Consider the following 21,595-nt stretch of genomic DNA (forward strand, 5'->3'; position numbering starts at 1 on the left):
AAAGGAATGGTTTCACCTCCTATGAATAAATCTCAATCTTCTAAGCATCACGAGCTGCTCATTATTGGTGCGGGGGCTTCCGGACTTATGGCCGCTGTTACGGCGCGAGATCTGGGGATCGATACCGCTATTATTGAGAGCAATGACCGTGTCGGCAAAAAGGTACTAACCACCGGTAATGGCCGCTGCAATATAACGAATAAATCGACGGCAACGGGGGGAGACGAAGCGGCTAATTTGTCGACCAAATACCATAGCAATCAGGCGGAATTCCCCCTGCCTGTATTGCAGCAATTTGGCGTCCGGCAAACTGTGGATTTCTTCTCCACGATTGGCCTCCCTCTGGTCGCTATTGAGAATGGCCGAATGTACCCGATGTCTTTGCAGGCTGCCTCTGTGCTGGGGGTTTTTCAGATTGCGTTGGAGGACCGCAATGCACCGATCTATTTCAAGACCAAGGTGCTAGACGTGATGGTGTCCGAGGGACACCCGCGCTTTACAATTGTGTGTCAGACGGATAGCGAGGAACAGGTCACCTATACCAGCAATTATCTCTTTCTCTGTACGGGGGGTCTTACTGCACCGAAGACCGGAACGGATGGCTCGGGTTATACTTTGGCCCAGCGACTGGGGCATACCTTGATTGACCCGGTTCCCGGGATTGTTCAACTTAAGCTGGATAGTCCGTACTTGAAGGAGTTGTCCGGAGTTAAATTCGAGGGCTGGGGACACATCATCGCTAATGGTGAAGTTATCCGCAGCGAATATGGCGAGGTGCTGTTTACGAATTATGGCGCCTCCGGCCCACCCATTCTCCAGTTAAGCCGGAAGGCTGCCGCTCAGCTTGCCAAAGGACACACAGTGACCTTATCGCTGGATATGATGCCGGACAAGACGGATGAAGAGGTTACTGATTTCCTTGATACACATTGGGGCATGTTCGGACACCGGACGGTTGCAAATTCTCTGATCGGCATCTTGAATAAGAAGCTGATCCCGATCCTCTTGCAAGAGGCGGGCATCGGTGAGGACCAAAATCTACTGTGTCAGGATATGTCTTGGAAGACTAGAAAGGCCTTGTGCCGCCTGATGAAGCATTGGGATTTCATCGTGACGGATACCAACGGGTTCCCGAACGCTCAAACCACAGCCGGGGGTATCGACACGACAGACCTACAAGAAGGAACACTGGAATCCAAGCTCGTGCCTGGGCTTTATTTGGCCGGTGAAGTCATGGATGTTGATGGCGATTGTGGGGGCTACAACCTGCAATGGGCCTGGAGCTCAGGCTATACCGCGGCAACGGCACTGGCCAAGCGGATTGCTGGCAAGAAATAGAGAGTGATAAGCCGCTGACTGAGATTACTTAGTTCGGCGGTTTTTTTATGCTTTGAAGCTGGCAGGAGTACACCAACTTAATTCTAGCCTAGAATAGTGAATATAATCACATCGCAGAGAATATAATCCCTTACTGTAAAATTAGAGAATATGGAGGTGATTCGTGTGTACTGGCTTAATGTAGATAAACCCACCAATGTTTCTAGATTACATAAGAGTGAATGTTCATACTGCAAACCTAATGGAACATATTTAAAGGGTAAAGAGGTCGAAAAAGTTGATGGTGGCTGGTTTTCATTTGCGTCTGTATCCGGTGCCAAGCAATTCCAAGAGACCAGATTTCCAAAACAAGTGCTGTTACCGTGTGCAATTTGTAATCCATTTTAAACTTGAAAATAGACACCGACTTTCTTCAAAAACTATGGGTAGCACGACTTCCCAACTATAACAACCCCACAATTTTTAACTATTAGCTATAGCTAAAAACTATAACTAGATATGGTTTTTGAGTATTACACCCCGAATGGTCTGCTATGCTACAATCAAGGCAATACAAGTGAGCATGAGAGCCATCCGAGGAGGTTATTGAAATGTGTGAGAGATTCCAGACAGTAGGGAGCTTGTTGCGACCGTCTGACCTATTAGCATATAAGACGCAAATTGAGCATCGGGATGATATTAGTTATCCTTTTTATCAAGAGTTTCAAGGTTACCAGGACTGTGAGGCCAAGGCCATTGAAGATGTAGTTAGCAAACAAATCGATAATAAATTGTCGGTCATTACCGATGGTGAGTATTCGAAATCGATGTGGCATCTGGATTTTGTTTGGGGCTTTGAGGGCGTTAGCCGCTATATTGCCGATCACGGTTATTTCTTCCGGGATATTGATGGAAGCTCGAAATACGAGACGCGGAAAGACATCGGCCTGCGTATTACTGGTGAATTGAGCGGGAAGAATCATCATTTCATTGAAGTGTTCAAGAAGCTGAAGACTCTTGCGGGTGAACAGGAAACCAAGCTGTGTGTACCTTCTCCTTCCCATATTTTCGGTGAGTTGTCTTGGTCCGATAATATCGGTGGCACGGATGCCGTTTATCAGACTCGTCAGGAGCTTAAAGCCGGGCTTGTCAAAGCCTATAAGGAATTTGTCGCAGACTTTGCTGCCGCTGGAGGGCAAATTTTGCAATTCGACGATTGCCTGTGGGAGCTATTTGCCGATGACAATCCAAACTCCCCGTATACGGGCGAGAATATTAACCAAGAGGAAGTACAGGCTCTGGCTGATGAGTTCATCGACATTAACAATACCGTAATCGACTTTGGACATAGCTTGGGCTTGAAAATGTGGACGCACAACTGCCGTGGCAACTACGATTCCCGTAACATGGGCGGGGGCTCCTACGTGAAGATTGCCAATCTGTTCTTGAAGCAGCTTAAGTATGACCGCTTCTTCCTGGAATGGGATGATGAACGCGCCGGTTCGCTGGAAGCGCTGGCTGTCTTCAAGGATAAGCCGAACACAGAAATCGTACTGGGCTTGTTGTCTTCCAAGACCAATACGCTGGACGATGAAGAGCGTGTTCTTCGTTTGCTGGACGAAGCGTCGAGCATTATCGACAAGGATCGGCTGTTGCTGTCCCATCAATGCGGCTTCGCTTCCTGCGATGGCGGCAATGAATTAACGGAAGATGAGCAATGGGCGAAGATTAACCAAGGCCAAAGAATCGCCAAGCAATATTGGAGCAAGTAACGTTCAACTTCAGAAGTATAGTTCCAGAGTCATCACCCGGGATACGGGTTGGTGGCTTTTTTTGCGCTGTGGTGAATGATCAAATTTTGCGCCCGGCATGGGTTTGCACCCGCTGTTCTAGCTCCACATCACAATCCGTCAAGCTAACCCTGCAACTTTCAGCCAACATTCAACTCCGATTAAGTTTAGTTTAAGTCAGCTCATATAGACTAAGAGCATACAAGAACCAAAACTTATGGAAGGAAGTGAGTGGGGATGTTGAAACGTACAATGTGCTTAATGTTTGTATTCGCACTGACAATGACCAGCGCATGTGGACCGGCTCTGGCCAGTACAACTGCTAAGGAGACCGTCATTAAGCTGTCGGATACAGCAGTGACCGTAGATGGACAAGCCGCATCAACAAGCTCATCGGCAGCCGTCTATACGGGAGCCGAGATTGTATATTATGAGGATGGGCAAGACAGCAGTTATGGTGAAGGGACGGCTGCCGATGCGCATAGTGCAGAGGAAGCGGACAAGCATACTGTAGTAACTATTACCGAGCCGGGCGTTTACCGCGTATCGGGGACTCTGTCGGCAGGGCAGCTTGCGATTGACCTGGGAGAGGAGGCGGCCTCTGATCCGAATGCAATCGTAACGCTTGTTCTGGATGGGGTAGATATTACGAATACGGTGGCCCCGGCTGTGATTTTCTATAATGTATATGAGCCGTATTCCAGTTCGGAGGATTTGAAGGGGATTGTTGATCTAAGTAATGCAGGGGCACAGGTTATTCTGGCCGATGATGCTATCAATACCGTAAATGGTTCTTATGTGGCCCGTATTTATAAAGAAGGCACCACCAAGAAGCTGCACAAATATGATGGAGCGTTCTATTCCAAAATGTCGATGAATATTTCCGGGGAAGCGCAGGGAACGGGAGAGTTGCATATTACCGCGGCTAACGAGGGGCTTGATTCCGAGCTGCATCTGGCGCTTAATGGCGGCAAAGTCTATATTGAAGCCCAGGATGACGGCATTAATACGAATGAGGATGGCATTTCAATCACAAGCATTAATAATGGGTATCTGTACGTGAATGCAGGTCTTGGAGCAGAAGGAGATGGCATTGATTCCAACGGATATTTAACGATTAACGGCGGCACTGTGGTTACTATGGCGAATGATCGTAGTCCCGATGGGGGTCTGGATGCCGACAAGGATATCACGATTAATGGAGGTACCGTAATTGCACTGGGAACACGTAATGATGCTACCTCGTCGACCTCGGAGCAGCCTTTTATCGAGCTGTCATTTGCTTCAACGCAGGCCGCGGGCAGTACCATCCAGTTGACGGACACGGAAGGCAATGAAATTTTCGAGCATACAGCGGAAAAGAATTTCCAAAGTGTGACCTTCTCCTCTGCGGATCTGCAGAAGGATACGGAATATAATCTATATATTAATGGGGTACAGCAGCAATATACGGGCAACTCCTTTGGCATGATGGGTGGTGGCTTTGGTGGCAATCCACCAAGTGGTGGTAACGGACCGATGGAAGGTACGCCACAGGCTGGAGAACGTCCAGAAATGCCGGATGGTGGTACACCTCCTGAACTGCCAGACGGAGAGACGCCTCCACAGATGCCAGAGGGAATGCCAACCTCACCTGGCGGTGGCCCTGCTTCCGAGGGGCAAGGTACAGCCACTGAAGGCGGGGAAGGTTCGACCGCTTTCGTCATTACCGAAGCGACTCATAGCTTCTCAGGTATTTCTGAAGCGACCGATACTAGTGGGAAGACGAAGGTGACCTTCACCGTTAATGATGGAGCGGGCATCCAAAGTGTAGTCTCTGGCAAAAAAGCTGTGCTGAGTGGAGTTACAGCCACCGCAGATGTTCCAGACAGTGACATCCAACTCACCGTAACCGACGTTCCTTCGGAAAGCTATTCAGAAACGTATCTTTTATCCGATTTGAAGAATGACTTTACGCAAATTATGCCTGAGGAGGACGGTCAGTATCAGCTTGTAGTGGCTGTAGTATCCTCGAATAAGACATACACCGGCGTGTCACAATGGCGTTTTACCATTGGAGGGCTTCCGTTCACCGATGTGAAGTCAACCGATGCCTCATATGAGGCAATCAAGCAGTTGTATGAATCCGGGGCTATGAATGGAACGAGTGCAGGTGAGTTCTCACCGGATTTACCGGTAACCCGTGCGACAGCAATTACCACGCTGGGCAGACATCTGGGAATTGAGCAGGCACAGGTGGATTCCTTCAAGGATGTGGCGAAGGACAGTTGGTATAGTGGTTATGTTGGCTGGGCTGTGGAGCAAGGCTTGATGACAGGGGATGGTCAAGGGAACTTCATGCCGGATACCCTGGTGACCACCGAGCAGATGAAGCTGATCCTATCCAGATATGTGGAACTTAGTGGATCAAGTGTATCGGTAGATACGTTGTTTCCAAGTACGATGAAGGAGACCGTGAGCCGCGCTGAACTGGCAACGATTTTGAGTAAGCTTTAGATGTAATCAAGGTATATTGAGGTACAAAGGATACTACTCTTTTAGGGAATGGTTGGTTAGACCGCCATTTTGCCAAAGAGTAGTTTCTTTTTGTTATGCAAAATAAGCTTCCCCCAAAATCCCCCGATTCAGCTCCTGAATGATAACAAAAATCCAAATAATATAAGATAAAATGCAAAGGAAGAAATTTGTCAGAATGGTTGAACCCTTTCTTGTGTAAAGATACAATGAAAGTGGGTAAAGGATGAGATGCTTTTACCTCAAGGCAGGGATGAGGATTGATAGAGCAAGAGAATAGGTCAGTCATGTCGGAAGGTTGGTGCTAGGGGCGCTTTAGGGGTCCGTATGCGTTGACGTTGATTGTGGTATTTTTTACATACGAGACGATAAAATGCAAAAATGAATAATGTTTTAGTGAATTGGGAGGAACACTTGGACAAAAGCGTAATCCTTTTTGCGCTAAGCCCCATTCTCTGAAGAGGTATTAATGCTCCAGACATCATGCTGGACATAAGCCTGGATAAAAGCTGCGCTTGCTGGCTCTTATTTGGGCTTTTTTATTATAAAAAAATAACAAAACAATCTATGTATCGAAAGGATGTGCTTCTTGTGTCTGTATCCAATAAAAACCAGGAGGTAAGCGAATCCGATCTTAGATTGGACCGGTTAGCTTCAGTTGGTCAAATCGCCGCGGGCATTGCCCATGAGGTCAAGAATCCCTTGACGGCTGTGAAGGGGTTCCTTCAACTGCTTAGGGAAGAATCCAATCATAAATATTTGGAGTACGCCTACTCAGAGCTGGAGAACGCGATTAACACTTTGCAGAATTTGCTGCATGTGTCCAAGCCGGATTTGGAAGATGAGCCCTTTGATATCATTGATCTTACGACGGAGCTGGAAGCTTTGCTTTACCTATTTCAAGAGAAGTCTTATCAAATTGTTATTGAACGTCATTTCCTAGATACAGATGCAAGAGTATATGGAAGACGGAACCAACTCAAGAAAGCCTTTTTCAATCTCTTGAAGAATGCATTCGAGGCCATTAGCGATCAGGGGAACATCAGGATCAAGCACTATGAGGCTAAAGGGCAAGTTGTCATTGTAATCTCAGATACTGGTATAGGTATCCCGGAAGAAAAGCTTCAACTGCTGGGCACCCCCTTTTATACATCCAAAGTAGAGGGCACAGGAATGGGTTTAACACAGGTGTTCTCGGCTATTTATGAGCATCACGGTATGATCAGAGTAAGAAGTGAAGTAGGGGGGGGCACAGAATTTACTGTCCATCTTCCGCTCTATGAAGAACAGGGAGGGGCTACGGTGGAATGGAGATATGAATCTGGCCAAAGCTTTTCACAATTTTATGAGTCCAATCAAAATGCCTTTTTACAGATGCTCAAGCAGCAGGGGAAGAAAATTCTGGATTTGGTTCGATCGACAGGGTTGGACGGAGCCTATATTCTCCAATCTTCTCATGCATTGGTGTGCTCGCTTAATGAGCGGAATGTACAGGAGTTGATTCTTCAAGCCAAGGAGCACGGCAGGAATTGGGCCAATCATGATGTGGATTTACTCCTGAAGCTGGAATGGATTCAGATACTACGTCGAGTCTACTGGGAGCTACTGCTACATTATTACAAAGACAGTGAACAACCCCAGCTTTATTTCTTCGATCTGGAGCGGGAAACCAATGATCATTTGGACCTTTACCAAAATCACTTTGCTTCAAGCTACATCGAATGGAAAAATGATCAGTTCTATGCCCAACGTGAAATGAGTATCCCCTTGCTTGTACAGGTTGTTCCCCTTGCTGAGGGATTGGCCCTGCTGCCGGCTGCAGGAATTTGGGATGCACAATCGGCCCAGAAAAATCAGGATTTTATCTTAGCCCGTATCTATGAGTTAAGGTTGCAGCAACTGATCGTTGATTTATCGGGCATCACCTATATTGATCAGAGACTTGTCTCCAATTTCAATTGCATTGTACAAGGTGCCTTCTTGCAGGGGTGCAAAGTAGTGCTTACCGGCGTGTGCCCGGAAATGGCGAGCATGGTAGTAGAATTGGGTATGACTTTACATGAGAAGTTAGAGACGAGGGGGACCGTTCAGCAGGCTATTGATCAATATGTCATCAGAAATAACATTTAGATTGCTAAGCATAAATGAAATCAATTAAAATAGGTGAGGGCAACAGATATGATGCTATTGCCTTAAGAAAGCTGTCGTAATGGCCACGTTCCCCCACTAACCGTAGATACAGTAGGTCGTAATGAACCAGAGATCGCGCTGGACATCAGCCTAAATAAAAAGTTGCTTAGCAACCTTTTATTTAGGTTTTTTTATTAAAATCCAATTGAGGACGGGATATGAAAATAACTTAAATTATGAGGGTGAAGCTTGTATTACCCAGACTGAGGATGAATTGACTAACTATGAACAAGAACAGCTTCCAGAATAAAATAGCAAGCCATATTGGAAAAATGCTCCGCGATGCCTTTGGCAAAGGACCGCAGTCCATTTACGTGAGCATAGACCGTACGTTTATTGTAATTTATTTACGGAACTTTCTGACGCCGACAGAGAAACTTCTTCTCAGCCAAGGGCAGATTCGTTTGGTTCAACACACCAGAGATATCGTAATGGCGTCTTTAATTCCTGAGATAAAAGCATATCTTACCCTTCTGGCAGGAATAAATACGGTGGATTTCTACTATGATTGGGAGCTACACAATCGTTCAGGTGTGTTAATTGCACGTCAGGCGGGAGTGTGGGTTGATGAACCGCAGATACCGTCGGTATATAAAGGGCAGGAGAAACTGCATCAGGAGATCGGTTGGGTTAGTGATCAGATTCAGAAAAGGCCGGAGGAAATCGCCTCCTTCATGATTAATGATAGAACGTTATTGGTTGCTCGCTCCGGTGTGCTCATTGATTTGACTAAGGAACTGATTAGGCATCAGCTTGAAGAGCCTTTGAAGCAGGCCATTAATCACTTGGAGAAAAAGTATTTACGGAATAATACGTCCATTGAACAAATATTAAATACAACGCTGGTGGATGTATTCGTAGATTGGGATTTTGCTTCGGACACCAGTATGATGGTGCTTATTTTGATGCCTGTCGACTAATTAGAATTGGCTCATTCAGGTCGCTTTTTTTGTACTCAAGAAGACCTCCCCAATAAATTTTTTTCAAAAATTATTCTTAGTAGCGAATTTGTAGGAAAAGAGAGCATACAAGCGAATACGACCCTACCTTGGAGTTATTTGTGTAAAGTTTTTTCTGTATAAACGCAATAAACGCTATTTTAAATTTGTGATCAATTTCATTGTTTGTTATCATAACGTTGTTAATCGGCACAGCGACTGTCGCGTTTCGTCAAATGTTGTTTTACACTTCTGCAGAATGTAATACAGGCATCTGAACAACTGGACAAAGGGGAAAATACAGCATGAAGAACACGAGGAAATGGTTGATTTTTACTAGCTTGATAGGATTGCTCATGTTAGGAGCATGTTCGTCTGATATTGCCACGGGAGAGGGAATAGAGTCTGTTGGCAAGCAGGTTGACTATAAAATTACAGGAACCGATGCAGGCTCAGGCCTCATGAGACTGACAGCGCAGGCAATGGAGGATTATGAGTTGTCCGACTGGACGTTGCTGGAGAGCTCGGCAGCGGGCATGACGGCAGAGCTGGACAGAGCCTACAAGAAGCAAGAGCCCATTGTCATTGTAGCTTGGACCCCTCATTGGATGTTTAATACCTATGATCTCAAGTATCTGGACGATCCGAAGCTGACTTATGGAGAGCCGGAGGAGATCCGCACTATAGCGCGTCAGGGATTACAAGACGATCATCCCGTAGCCTATGAATTCCTGGATCGATTCCTCTGGACATCCGAGGATATGGGAGAGGTTATGATCGATATTCAAAATGGTGCAGAGCCGGAAGCGGCAGCCAAGAAATGGGTTGACGAACATGAAGCTCAGGTCCAGGAATGGACAGACGGGCTGGAGCCTGTGGATGGAGATACCTTCACCCTCAGTTATGTGGCGTGGGATTCCGAGATGGCAAGCACCAATGTAGTTCGTTACGTGCTTCAGGAGAAGCTTGGATATGAGGCACAAGCCTTGCAGGTAGAGATCGGGCCGATGTGGATCGGTGTTGCTAATGGAGATGTGGATGCCATTGTAGCAGCTTGGCTTCCAGTAACCCATGCGGATTATTGGGACAAATACGGGGATAGTCTGGATGACCTTGGAGCGAATATGATTAATGTGAAGTCCGGGCTTGCTGTGCCTACTTATATGGAGGATGTTAATTCCATCGAGGATTTGCAGTCCTAAGCGGCTATTTCGCCCTCAAAATCATAAATCTCAACCAGGAAAGTGGCCGCTTCAGGCCACTTTTTTGTCATCTTTAGCCACGTCGCTTGCTGCGCGAGCTTGTTATGCTTCCCCTTTACTTATAGTCCATTTCATGATCAATTCATGAATATTTTGGTAAATAAAATATAATTTAGATCATTATACATATAATCTGTATTGCTTCGTTGTGCGTCCATCGGGCGTCATAGAGGCGATATGGGGAGAAAGGAGGGTAGGACAGGAAGTTTTACAGCTTTTGGACAGCGCTTACATCAAAAAGTTGGTAAGTAAAATGAATTGGGAGGATTGTGCGTGAACAAAAGGATTCGTCGTGCGCTAAGTCTGGTTTTAATGTTTTCCCTAGCGATTTCCTTAGGGGCAACAGGGTTGCCGAGCCATACCGCCCATGCGGCGGGGCTCTCTATTACCAAGGCTGGGGGCTGGAATGAGACGGCGTATGTGGAATGGGCGCCGGAGAGCAATGCCGTAGGATACAACGTGTATGTAAAACCTGCGAATGCATCAGACTCCAGCTACCGGCAGCTAGATAATGAGTTAATTCGAAAATATCCTGCTTACTGGAGAGCGGATGCCGTAGGCTTAACCGCCGGGAGTTATGTGATGAAGGTGGAGGCCAGACGGGCCGATGGCTCGTTGACGGCGGTTGTATCTGGTCCGCTATCCGTAGCTTCACATGATAGATCGGGGTTTGCCTTCTCCTCGAATTCGCCCTTCGGGAGCGGATCAGGGGCCTATCAAGATAATGGGGCACTCAAGAACGGAGCGCAAGTGTTATATATCACCTCCCAGAATGCACGCACCGTCACCCTTGACGTGATTACCAACAGTTCCGGCCGCACCCAGACCGGAGTAGGCTTGGGAGATATTCTGAATTTGAGACAGAAGGGTTACGATACCACGCCGCTAGCCATTCGTTTTATTGGCAAGATAACAGCTAACGATTTGAGTGGACAATTGAACAGCAACGGTTACCTTCAGGTGAAGGGAAAGAACAACTATGCCGAAATGAATATCACGCTGGAAGGTATCGGTAATGATGCTTATGCATACGGTTGGGGATTTCTGCTCCGGGCCGTTGGCAACGTAGAAGTGAGAAACTTAGGGCTGATGCTCTTCCCGGATGATGGCATTTCCATGGATACCGGAAACGTCAATGTTTGGGTGCACCATAACGATATTTTCTATGGATCTGCGGGGAGCGATGCGGACCAGGCCAAGGGAGATGGCTCCACCGACCTGAAGAAGGGATCGACCTACATTACGATCTCCTATAATCACTATTGGGAATCGGGCAAGGTGGCTTTGGTGGGATTAAGCGAGACTGCCGAGTTCTTCGTGACCTTCCATCATAACTGGTTTGACCACTCTGACTCTCGTCATCCACGGATTCGCGTGGCTTCCGTCCATATTTATAACAACTTCTATGATGGTATTTCAAAATATGGCGTTGGCGTGACTACCGGGGCTTCGGCGTTTGTGGAGGCTAATTATTTCAGACATGCCAAGTATCCAATGATGAGCTCGCTGCAAGGCACCGACGCTTTGGGGGATGGCACCTTCTCCGGTGAAGATGGCGGCGTCATCAAGGCATACAACAATATCATCGTGGATGCCGACAGCTTGATTTACGCGAATTCCAATAGTGGTACGACATCGGCCCATGCCACTTCCTTTGATGCGTATCTGGCTTCATCCAGAAATGAAAGCGTACCCAGCTCGTATAAAGCCTTAAAAGGCGGCACGGCTTACAATAACTTCGATACCCGTCTCGATTTGGGGGTATCCAGTTCAAATATCGATAGTGTGAATGCGGTCCAACAAATTGTCACTGCGGAAGCCGGACGGCTGGATGGCGGGGACTTTGATTGGCAATTTAATAACGCTGTGGACGATACGTCCTATGCGATGAATACGGCACTGATGAATAAAATAAGAAGCTATACCACGCAGCTTGTGTCCGTGGGTGGCAATTCTTCCACATCACCGGAACCCGAGCCAGAACCAGAACCAAATCCAGGCACAGGCCCGATTACTGGGGAATTGGCCCATAACTTCACAACGGCGGGAACCAGCAGTGATTTCTTCAATATTCAGGGAAATCTGTCTACCAGCAAGGGCACGGTTGTTTACAAGGGACTAACCTTAACCCAATGCTTGAAGATCGAGACAGCGACACGTATTGAATTTACAACCACAGAGGCTTCGACGCTAACGCTGGTATTTAACCAAGAGAGTGGCAAAAAGATCAAAATCGATGGCACTAACTATACCTTGACGGACGGTGTGGTCAGCGTACCGCTTGCCCCTGGTGCCCATACGATCACCAAGGCGGATTCAATTAATCTTTATTACATCGAGCTGCAATAGAACAAGCTTGTAAGAGCTGAACGAAGCCAAGTGTTACTAAAGTAAAAAATAGATATGCTCCCCATATAGTAGACAGGTGAAGTACAAAATGCCTGCACGGTATGGGGAGCATTCTTATGATTCTATGTTATTCCTAAATTAATTCTCGGCTACAACCTGTTGTCCTGCAATACGGCCAAAGGTAAAGATATCAGCAATGGCATTACCTCCGAGGCGGTTCGTACCGTGAAGCACACCTGTAACCTCGCCTGCCGCATACAGACCGGGAATGATACTGCCGTCTTCATGAATGACATGTGTCTTCTCGTCGATGACAAGTCCACCCATTGTATGATGGACAGAAGGGACGGCCTTTTGAATATAGTAAGGTCCTGTCTCCAGCGAGACCAGCCCGCTGCGATGGTGGAAATCAAGATCATCGCCTGTGTCTGCATATTGATTTACTTTTTCCACGGTAGCCTTCAGTTTATCGATATCCACATTGAAGAACTTCGCCGCTTCTTCCAAAGTATCAGCCTTGTATAACAGGCCTTGCTTAATCAGCATATCGTATTCATCCTGATGGACTTCAATGGTCTTGCCGATATCGGCAATCTTCTGATTCCAGAGCTGATAGGTGTAGCCACCTGTCTGAGCCAGAATGGCCTTTGAGATCACATCCCGACGCTCCAGTTCCTCGACAAAGCGCTCGCCCTCTTGATTAATCAGAATCGCACCGTCGAACCGGGAGTCTGCAACCAGAGAAATAACCCCTGTCTCCGGATTACATACCGGATAAGTCTGGATATACTGCATATTGCTGAGCTTGGCACCCAAAGCCTCAGCCATGACAATTCCATCGCCTGTGGTTCCCGGTGTATCGGTGGACATGTACTTTTCATCCATTTCCGGGTTGTATTTCTTACGCATCTCTACATTAGAGCCAAACCCGCCTGTAGCGACTACAACTCCCTTGTTGGCATGGAACAGAATCTTGTTGCCGCTACCATCTGTAGCTTCTACTCCGGTTACTCTACCTTGATCATCGGTAATCAGGGCATCCGCCTTCATATTTGTCTTAATCGTAACGCCTAGATCCTCTGTCTTGGCCTTCAGCTTTGTAATCAGCTCAGCTCCTGTATGACCTACTGGAATCAGAGCACGTTTTCTGGAGTGACCGCCAAATTGGAACAAGTGATCCGGCAGGAATTCCACCTTCACCTCATCGCGCAGCCACTCGGCAGCAGCCAGAGCATGATCTGCCAAAATCCGCACCATCTCGGGTGAACCCAAATTATCTCCGCCCTTCAGCGTATCTTCATAGAACAAATCCGCTGAATCATCCGTAATTCCTAGCTTTTGTTGCACCCAGTTGTTAGGCGCGTTCATCTCGCCGCCCGATATGAGTGTATTCCCACCCACAGTCGGCATTTTCTCCAACAGGACGACTTGAGCTCCAGCCAGATTGGCTTCAATAGCCGCACTGAAGCCCGCACCGCCGGCACCGATGACAACTACATCATAGATCTGTTCGGCGGCTTCCTTGCTCTGGGTAGTATTAGCTGCGACGCTAACCACAGCCAAGGTCAAGCCAGACTTGGCAATCGCATCCTTAATGGCCTCCAGGTAGCCATTGCTCGTTACAGTAGAGCCACTAATTGCGTCAACCTCCGGGCTGTTCATGGCAATAACTACTTCCTTCAGTTGAGTGTAAACAGGCTCTGCCAGCACTTCATTTTCCTTATTCTCTACGACTTCAATATCGGTAATTTGGTTGTCCTTAAAGGTCACCTTAACCTTAATATCTCCGTGCTTGCCTTGGCCAACACCCTCAACCACCTTGCTTCCGGTTCCTTCGGCATTGTTGGCGCCTGGTGTCTCCTTGCCTCCGCAAGCAGCGACCATAAGCATCAGGCATACAGCTAATAGCAAGGCCATTACTCGTTTAGAATAGATTCGTTGCATGATTGCATTCTCCCCTTCAGTTCATCTCTGACGACCATCATCCACTTCTTGCAGCAGGCTTCTGGACAACAGCCGCCTTTCATGTGAAAATGTGCACATGAGTAATTATAGGATAGGTGTGCTCTCAAGTATTTGCACGATTGCGATATTTTTTATCCTTTTCGGGCTTTATTCCAAGCCATTTACACGATTCCATAGATAAGGAGCCGGACAGCATGATGAACTCTATACAGAAAAAGCTCTTATTGTATTCAGGTGGCTGCTTTGTGCTGCTGTTTCTTGCTCTTTTGGTCACTATTTATATGGAAATGAACCATACCGTAGTTCCGTTAAATAAAAGCTTAACCCAGCAGGTACTGGATGCTCGCAGTGATCAAGTAGATTATTGGTTCAATCAAAGAATTGGCGAAATCGATACGCTGGCTGCGCTCGCTTCTAGCCATCAATGGTCCAGAGAGCAGCTTCTGCAGGAGGCACATCGACTCGAAAGTCGAAAGCAGGAAGAATATGAATCCATTCGCATCGTGGATATTCATGCCTTCTCTTGGGGGATGGAGGACAAGCCCTTCTCTATTTTGAATCGCCCCTACTATCAGCATCTCATTGAATCGAAGGCCGACTACGTGGTCAGTCATCCTATTGTATCCAAGGCAAATGGTGTAGAGATTGTCGTCATTCTCTATCCCATTCAGCCTTTGAAGACTGAAGAGGCTGCCTACATTGCCGCTGCGGTCTCGCTGGAGAAGATGAAGGAGATTGCGGAGGACATTTCCCTCTATGATCAGCTCGGCAAGCTGATTGTCGGGGGAATTGACGAGCAGGAGCTGCAAATGGCAGATTGCAACCACAGCAAAGGCTGCGAGGGTGTCAGTATATTTGAGGCCCCGATTGATAGTGTAAAGGGATGGAAGATCGTACTTGAGGTGCCGGACTCCGAGCTGTCCGTGGCTGTAGTGAAAACCCAGCGAACAGCTCTAATTGTAGGAACTCTGCTTGGCTTGATCTTTATGCTACTGCTAACGATGCTGCTCACCTCGATTATTCGCCCTATTCAGGCACTTCGTCAGGTGATGAAGAATGTGCAGCGGGGCAATCAGGAGATCCGTGCGGATGAATCGCGGCAGGATGAAATTGGCGACCTGGCTCACAGCTTTAACGAAATGCTGGTACAACTGTATCGTTCCGAGCAAGAGAAACAGGCGATTGAGCTCAGACTGGTGCATGAGCAGATCAAGCCGCATTTTTTGTATAATACCCTGGATACCATTCAATGGATGGCTGGAGAATACGGGGCGGATAATATTGTTGAGATAGTGGAGGCGCTCAGCAGCTACTTCAGACTCAGTCTTGGCAATGGAGAGACGTATATTTCGCTGGAGCAGGAATTATATCATGTGGAGAGCTACTTGCAAATTCAATGTGTCCGGTATGAGGAAATTCTTGATTATAAGCTTGAGTACGAGGATGGAATCTCGCAATATCAGGTCATACGCTTCATGCTCCAGCCTCTGGCAGAGAACGCCATCTATCATAGCATCAAGCCGCTGGAAGACCGGAGATGCACCATATCTATTCAGGCTTATACCGAAGAGGATAAGCTTGTCGTGTGTGTCCACAATGACGGACTTCCGATCCCGCCAGACAAGCTGGCCAGAATTAATGAGATGCTAGCGGAGGACAGACAGGACGGAGCCGTAACCGGGTTCGGCCTGTATAGCGTGAACCATCGAATTCGAATGCTGCATGGGGATGGTTATGGGCTGATTATAAGCAGCAGCGAGGAACAGACCACCATGACCATCCACCTGCCGTTGAATGCTATAAAAGGGAGTGAGTAACATGTGGAAAATCATGCTCGTAGATGATGAACCCATTATTCGCCGGGGGTTGAGGCAATTTATTGAAAGCAGCCACTATCCGTTCTCCGTCTCTGCAGAAGCCAAGAATGCAGGGGAAGCGATACAGCAATTGGAGCAGCAGCCTGCTCACGTCTGCTTTATTGATATTAATATGCCAAACATGAACGGACTCGATCTGATCAGCTTGCTGCACAAGCAATTTCCAGAGCTGGTCGTGGTCATTATTAGCGGTTATGACAATTTTGAGTATGCGCGTCAGGCTGTGCAGCTTCATGCCTTTGACTACGTGCTAAAGCCGGTTCCCAAAAGTGATCTGGAACAGCTCTTATCTCGTCTGAACCAGCATTTGCAGCAGATATTTCCTGACCAATCTGACACAGAGACACAAAAATCTCCTACACTGGGCCCAAATCTGTCTGGTGGAGACGGGACTTTGCTGATCAACAAGGTGACAGAATATATTAACGACCATTACCAGGACCCCGAGCTGACGATTACCAGAGTGGCCACCTTGATTCATATGAATCCCACCTATCTCAGCAAGCGCATGAAGCAGGAGACCGGACAATCCTTTCTCGATTATGTGACAGGCCTTAGAATAGCCAAGGCCAAAGAGGTGATGGATCATGCCCCTTCCAACATCAAAATAAACAGCCTTGCCACAAAGGTAGGCTACAAGAGCCAATACTATTTCAGCCGCGTGTTCAAGAACAAGGTGGGGCTGTCTCCGTTGGAGTATAAAAATAGGGGGAGACCCTAAATAGGCTTAGGGCCTCCCTCATGTCTTAATACTTCATTGGTTCACCCGGCATCTCCTTGCATCACGTAAGGTAATCCGTCCTTCCAGCCGATCTCCGTCATCGACAAGTACCAGGAACGGCCCATGTCATTGTTGCCCTGGTAGAACAAGTACGTGCGTCCATCCTCGTCCTTGAACAGGAACGGATGACCGGACTCACTTTCGTTCCAGGTGCCCGGCTCCCCGTTGGGAAGGAAAGGCTCATCCGACAGCCGTGTCCATCCTATCCCGTCCTCGCTGACCGCACAGCCGATCTGCTGCGGACAGTTGTTATAGGCTCCCCCATAGAACATGAACAGCTTGCCCTCATGCTCGCACACCGCCGCTGCCTCAATACACTCTTGCTCCCAGGGAAGCTCGGGTTTCAGGATGGATTCGTCGCAGGCCTGCCTCCAAGCTCCTCGGCCGAAGCCGGAGTCCAGCTCAGCTATCGCTACACCCTGCATCTGGATTTTCCCTTTTGGGTCGCGGGTAGCAAAGTACATAAACAGTCGGCCGTCCCATAGGATCACGTCGGCGTCAATTGCCCTCCCATTATTCCATGCGCCTGTCGGGGAGAACACCGGATTGGAGCTGTCCTTCACAAAATGTAACCCGTCGCCAGATATGGCGTGGCAGATCGCATCGTGGGCTTCATTTCCGTAGGTTTGATAGAACAGATGGACCTTATCCTCAAGCACGATGGCTCCTGGCGCGCATATGCCATTGCGCTCACAATCCTGTTCGGGCATCAGCTCGCCAATCTTCTCCCAATCCAGAAGATTATCGCTCCGCGCTATCCCAATTCCTCTTCCGATTCCCCAACCCGTATCTGGTTGGTCAGATACAGGCGGCGCCATCGTGTAATACATGTAATAGACGCCATTCAATTTGACAACGGCCGGATCTTTGGCAAAAGATCGTCCCTGATCTGTGTCTGCAAATAACATGGTCATGTTGTTGCCTCCCCTTGAACAGCCATTAATTTTTGACGAATTTCCACATGTCCTTGGCCATAAACGCATTCTCCGAGTTATTGCTATACCAATCCGCGTAGAAAGCTTCGAGCTTGTCGCCTCCGGAACTGTTCCATAGGGCTTGCGCATCCTTGTAAGCTTGCTCGATCGTGTAAGAAGGACCGGAGACTACGGCCTTGCTATAAATATCGGCGATTTTCGACACATTGGTATTAATGATGTTGAGGTCCTCGGGCAGCGTTGGCATGTGCTCGCCGTGGGTGATGGGCGCAAATTCTACATCGGCGCTCAGGTTGGCCTCATTATTTTCCTTGATCAGCCTTAGGAAATCCTGTTCCAGGGGCTTCGAAGGATCTAGCTGGCTTTGAATATCTGTGCAGGCGCCCACTTCAATCCGGGATAGCAGCAATTGAAAATCGATATTCCATGATACCTGCTTATTGAATTCCTCGGCATGAATAGGCTGCAAGCATCCATTCGCTCCTAGGGTTGAGTCGACTCCTTCTTCGCCGAAACGAAGCACCTCGCCGGCAGTACGAGAGGCCATGAAATCGATATAAGCCATTGCCGCTTTCGGGTCTTTGGTTCTGGCATTGATAATCGTGGTCATCTGTACCGGGTTGTTGACACCGATGGCGAACTGACCGAATTCGGACCTCGGCAGTTTGATCGCCTGCACCTCGGCGCTCGGAACGTTAATCTTCAACTGCTCATAATATTGATTGAAGTTGACCAGATCGATTGTCCGGCCTACAAAGATGCCAATTTTGCCATTGTTCCAGTCCTGCTGGGCCTTCTGTCCATTCTTGTCGGCAAGAAAATCCTTATCGACCAGCCCGGCGTCGTACAGCCGCTTCTTAAAGGCATTGGCCGCATTCTCCTGCTCCCAGCCTCGCACCAGCTTGCCGTTATCCACGACCCATGTAACGTTGCGGAACATCGTGCTGATGGTTCCGCCCGTTTCACCGCTCAGGGCGATGCCGAAGGTATCCTTCACCCCGTTGCCGTCAGGGTCCTGCTCGGTGAAGGCTTTAGCCACCTCGAACAGTTCTTCTGAGGTTTGCGGAACCTGAAGCTCCAGCTTATCCAGCCAGTCCTTGCGAATGAACAGCGACTGGAAGCCGACGAGCGGCGATACCCGTCCGAATTCATACATTTTCCCGTCCGGCTTGACGGCAGCCTTCTTGATTGCGGGGTACTTCTCCAGCAATTGCTTATAATCGGTGCTGCTCTCCTCAATCAATTCATCCACAGGCATAATCATCTTTTGCTGGTACATCTGGTTGCGGAAGCCGGTGTCGAATTCGAATACAACGTCAGGCGCATCTCCGGAAGCAAACAGCAGGTTTAGCTTCTGCACGGCCTCGCCGCGCGGGATGGGCACGTATTTCCCTTTGACGGGTCCGTTCTCGTTAAGCCATTGGGTCCAGCGATTATTATCAATGGTTCCCATCTCTTGAGGGACATTGCCTCGGTCATAGATGGAAATGGAGAGAGTGGGCTTCTCCTTGGACACGGGTGCCGATGTTCCCGTTGCGGAATTACCGCTCTCTTCCTTCGTATTAGAGCAGGCGGCCACTATGGCTGTACAAGCTATAAGGCCCGCCAGTATCAAAGCCAGCTTTGTCATCCTCTTTTTCATTTTGCTTATCCCCCTAATTCGGATAGTTACCCTTTTACGGCGCCAATCATGACACCTTTGACAAAATACTTTTGCAGAAATGGATAAATGACCAGCATAGGCACCACCATGATGATAATGGCTGCCGAATTCACCATTTCCGGCGACAGGATCAATTGCTCGGACGACTCCAGGCCATTCATCTGCGCAAGCATCATCTGGCTCTGAATCATCTGTTGTACTAGTACCGCGATGTTGTATTTTGCAGGATCATTGATGTACATCAGAACGCTGAAGAAGGAATTCCAATATCCAACGCCATAGAATAAGGCTAACGTAGCGAGAACCGGCATGGAGAGCGGCAGGACAATCTGGAGAAGATAACGCCATTCCCCGCATCCATCTATTCGGGAGGCTTCATCAATCTCACCAGGGATATTTTCGATAAACGTCCGCAGAACCATCAAATTGAATACGCTTACGAGTCCGGGCAGCCACAAAGACCAATAGGTATTGATCAGCTCAAGATTCCTGATGGTCAAATAAGTCGGGATCAATCCCCCGCTAAACAGCATCGTAAATACAATGCCAAACATAAACACCCGGCGTCCCCAAAAATAGGATCGTGTAAGCGGGTAGGCGGCAAGGATGGTGAACACCATGCTGAGTGCTACGCCGACGACCGTAATAATCACGCTATTCGTGAGCGAGGCCAGAATAGGGGTACTCTCAAACAGTTGCGTATAAGCTGCTAACGACATGTCTACCGGGAACAGGGTAACGCTTCCCGCAGAGACGGCCTGAAGCGAACTGGCTGACAGCGAAGCAATATGCACTAGCGGCAGCAGGCATAGCAGGGCAACGGCGGACAGTACCACATATACGCTGACCAAATAGACACGTTCTCCTATTGACGGCTTCATCCCGCGGCCACCTCCTTGTTACCATAATCCATTTCCGAACCTCCTGGCAATGGCGTTGGTGATGAGAACCAGGATCAGAGCAACCAGTGATTCAAACAATCCGATCGCTGCTGTCAGGCTGAACTGCGACCCCATCAATCCGACCTTGTAAATGTAGGTGCTGATCACTTCCGATACATCGGACACGGTAGAATTTTGCAGCATATAAATTTGGTCAAAGCCCACCTCCATAACCCGGCCCATCGCCAATATCAACATGAGTACAATGGTCACCTGCAGTCCCGGCAGCGTCACATGACGAATCTGCTTCCATTTGGAGGCCCCGTCGATACTAGCTGCTTCATATAGTGTGGGATCAATATTAGTTAGAGCCGCCAGATAAATAATGGCACTGAAGCCCGCTTCCTTCCAGACACCGGAGCCAACGAAAATGGTTAGCCAGGAGCCTTCGCGATACAAAAAAGGATACGTATGACCGGTAAGGCTCTCCCACCATCCGCTTACAATGCCGTTTTGCTGAGAGAAGATCGTTACGATAATTCCGCTTACGATAATCCATGAGAAGAAGTGGGGCAGATAAACGAGCGTCTGCACCAGCCGCTTGAACCACATGTGCCGGACCTCATTCAACAGGATGGCGAGAATAATCGGGAATGGAAAGCCAATGATGATCGACATAAGACTTAGCATCAACGTATTACGGATGATCTGAACAGTCGTGGGTGTACTGAACAGGAGACGAAAATTATCGAATCCAACCCACGGACTATGTACAATGCCATCCATCAAATTGTACTTTTTGAATGCAATGACCACTCCGCCCATCGGCACGTATTTAAAAATGACAAAGAATGCGATAACGGGAATGAACATCAAGAAGAGCGGCAAGTTTCGCCTCCAGATGCGGCTGATGCCAATCACCTCCTGGTCGTTGGTACTGAAATTCAGACTAGAACCGGACTAGCCTTACTGTGCTGCTTCCTGCAGGATGGCCTCAAGCACATTTTGAATATAGGGCATTGAGAGGACGCTGATCAATTTTCAATTTTCGCCGAATAATCATTACGGTGTGACGTCAAGCGCATTGCAACTGAGATCAAGGAACGACGGCCATAAACAGTTTTCGCTTATAA

Annotated in this window: 14 protein-coding genes; 9 read left to right on the top strand and 5 right to left on the bottom strand. The window is 48.0% G+C overall.

Annotated elements, in window-relative coordinates:
* The first annotated feature begins 21 nt into the window (after window positions 1-21).
* From BN3279_RS02540 to BN3279_RS02570, 7 genes are all read left to right on the top strand, one after another.
* Window positions 22-1,338: a BaiN/RdsA family NAD(P)/FAD-dependent oxidoreductase gene (locus tag BN3279_RS02540; RefSeq protein ID WP_059049089.1), complete on the top strand. Its 1,317-nt coding sequence runs from the start codon at window positions 22-24 to the stop codon at window positions 1,336-1,338.
* Between the two features lie 590 nt (window positions 1,339-1,928).
* The gene (locus BN3279_RS02545; protein ID WP_059049090.1) at window positions 1,929-3,089 is read left to right on the top strand and encodes a cobalamin-independent methionine synthase II family protein; all 1,161 of its coding nucleotides are present in this window, start codon (window positions 1,929-1,931) and stop codon (window positions 3,087-3,089) included.
* Window positions 3,090-3,368: 279 nt separating this feature from the next.
* Entirely contained in the window at window positions 3,369-5,603 is a 2,235-nt protein-coding gene (locus BN3279_RS02550) for an S-layer homology domain-containing protein (RefSeq protein WP_187377722.1), read from the top strand.
* Between the two features lie 609 nt (window positions 5,604-6,212).
* Window positions 6,213-7,751 (top strand): ATP-binding protein, encoded by a 1,539-nt coding sequence (locus tag BN3279_RS02555; protein ID WP_187377723.1) that lies wholly within the window; start codon window positions 6,213-6,215, stop codon window positions 7,749-7,751.
* A gap of 284 nt (window positions 7,752-8,035) precedes the next feature.
* Window positions 8,036-8,731: a Na-translocating system protein MpsC family protein gene (locus BN3279_RS02560; protein ID WP_059049092.1), complete on the top strand. Its 696-nt coding sequence runs from the start codon at window positions 8,036-8,038 to the stop codon at window positions 8,729-8,731.
* Window positions 8,732-9,054: 323 nt separating this feature from the next.
* Complete coding sequence (locus BN3279_RS02565; protein ID WP_059049093.1) at window positions 9,055-9,951, top strand: glycine betaine ABC transporter substrate-binding protein; 897 nt, start codon at window positions 9,055-9,057, stop codon at window positions 9,949-9,951.
* Window positions 9,952-10,284: 333 nt separating this feature from the next.
* Window positions 10,285-12,360 (top strand): pectate lyase family protein, encoded by a 2,076-nt coding sequence (locus BN3279_RS02570; RefSeq protein ID WP_059049094.1) that lies wholly within the window; start codon window positions 10,285-10,287, stop codon window positions 12,358-12,360.
* Between the two features lie 138 nt (window positions 12,361-12,498).
* Here BN3279_RS02570 and BN3279_RS02575 read toward each other — a convergent pair whose 3' ends face one another.
* Complete coding sequence (locus tag BN3279_RS02575) at window positions 12,499-14,304, bottom strand: flavocytochrome c (protein ID WP_059049095.1); 1,806 nt, start codon at window positions 14,302-14,304, stop codon at window positions 12,499-12,501.
* A gap of 215 nt (window positions 14,305-14,519) precedes the next feature.
* On the opposite strand from BN3279_RS02575, the gene BN3279_RS02580 reads away from it, so the two are divergent.
* Both BN3279_RS02580 and BN3279_RS02585 read left to right on the top strand, forming a co-directional pair.
* Complete coding sequence (locus BN3279_RS02580) at window positions 14,520-16,142, top strand: sensor histidine kinase (protein ID WP_059049096.1); 1,623 nt, start codon at window positions 14,520-14,522, stop codon at window positions 16,140-16,142.
* A 1-nt stretch (window position 16,143) separates the two neighbouring features.
* The gene (locus tag BN3279_RS02585) at window positions 16,144-16,923 is read left to right on the top strand and encodes a response regulator transcription factor (protein WP_059049097.1); all 780 of its coding nucleotides are present in this window, start codon (window positions 16,144-16,146) and stop codon (window positions 16,921-16,923) included.
* A gap of 41 nt (window positions 16,924-16,964) precedes the next feature.
* Here the strand turns inward: BN3279_RS02585 and BN3279_RS02590 are convergent, their stop codons facing one another.
* The 4 genes from BN3279_RS02590 to BN3279_RS02605 are packed head-to-tail and all read right to left on the bottom strand — an operon-like array spanning window position 16,965 to window position 21,335.
* On the bottom strand, window positions 16,965-17,897 hold the full coding sequence (locus tag BN3279_RS02590; RefSeq protein ID WP_082672904.1) for a family 43 glycosylhydrolase: 933 nt from the start codon (window positions 17,895-17,897) through the stop codon (window positions 16,965-16,967).
* A gap of 25 nt (window positions 17,898-17,922) precedes the next feature.
* Window positions 17,923-19,560 (bottom strand): extracellular solute-binding protein, encoded by a 1,638-nt coding sequence (locus BN3279_RS02595; RefSeq protein WP_059049099.1) that lies wholly within the window; start codon window positions 19,558-19,560, stop codon window positions 17,923-17,925.
* Window positions 19,561-19,586: 26 nt separating this feature from the next.
* The gene (locus BN3279_RS02600) at window positions 19,587-20,462 is read right to left on the bottom strand and encodes a carbohydrate ABC transporter permease (RefSeq protein ID WP_059049100.1); all 876 of its coding nucleotides are present in this window, start codon (window positions 20,460-20,462) and stop codon (window positions 19,587-19,589) included.
* A gap of 18 nt (window positions 20,463-20,480) precedes the next feature.
* The gene (locus tag BN3279_RS02605; RefSeq protein ID WP_059049303.1) at window positions 20,481-21,335 is read right to left on the bottom strand and encodes an ABC transporter permease; all 855 of its coding nucleotides are present in this window, start codon (window positions 21,333-21,335) and stop codon (window positions 20,481-20,483) included.
* Window positions 21,336-21,595 lie beyond the last annotated feature (260 nt).

The organism is Paenibacillus senegalimassiliensis (genome assembly GCF_001486585.1).
In the GTDB taxonomy this organism is placed as follows: Bacteria; Bacillota; Bacilli; order Paenibacillales; family Paenibacillaceae; genus Fontibacillus; species Fontibacillus senegalimassiliensis.

Bases quoted from the DNA above. Each gene is read 5' to 3' on its own strand.
- BN3279_RS02585 (WP_059049097.1), top strand. From the start codon at position 16,144: ATGTGGAAAATCATGCTCGTAGATGATGAACCCATTATTCGCCGGGGG.
- BN3279_RS02595 (WP_059049099.1), bottom strand. From the start codon at position 19,560: ATGAAAAAGAGGATGACAAAGCTGGCTTTGATACTGGCGGGCCTTATA.
- BN3279_RS02565 (WP_059049093.1), top strand. From the start codon at position 9,055: ATGAAGAACACGAGGAAATGGTTGATTTTTACTAGCTTGATAGGATTG.
- BN3279_RS02605 (WP_059049303.1), bottom strand. From the start codon at position 21,335: ATGTTCATTCCCGTTATCGCATTCTTTGTCATTTTTAAATACGTGCCG.
- BN3279_RS02580 (WP_059049096.1), top strand. From the start codon at position 14,520: ATGATGAACTCTATACAGAAAAAGCTCTTATTGTATTCAGGTGGCTGC.
- BN3279_RS02560 (WP_059049092.1), top strand. From the start codon at position 8,036: ATGAACAAGAACAGCTTCCAGAATAAAATAGCAAGCCATATTGGAAAA.
- BN3279_RS02600 (WP_059049100.1), bottom strand. From the start codon at position 20,462: ATGAAGCCGTCAATAGGAGAACGTGTCTATTTGGTCAGCGTATATGTG.
- BN3279_RS02575 (WP_059049095.1), bottom strand. From the start codon at position 14,304: ATGCAACGAATCTATTCTAAACGAGTAATGGCCTTGCTATTAGCTGTA.
- BN3279_RS02545 (WP_059049090.1), top strand. From the start codon at position 1,929: ATGTGTGAGAGATTCCAGACAGTAGGGAGCTTGTTGCGACCGTCTGAC.
- BN3279_RS02540 (WP_059049089.1), top strand. From the start codon at position 22: ATGAATAAATCTCAATCTTCTAAGCATCACGAGCTGCTCATTATTGGT.
- BN3279_RS02550 (WP_187377722.1), top strand. From the start codon at position 3,369: ATGTTTGTATTCGCACTGACAATGACCAGCGCATGTGGACCGGCTCTG.
- BN3279_RS02590 (WP_082672904.1), bottom strand. From the start codon at position 17,897: ATGACCATGTTATTTGCAGACACAGATCAGGGACGATCTTTTGCCAAA.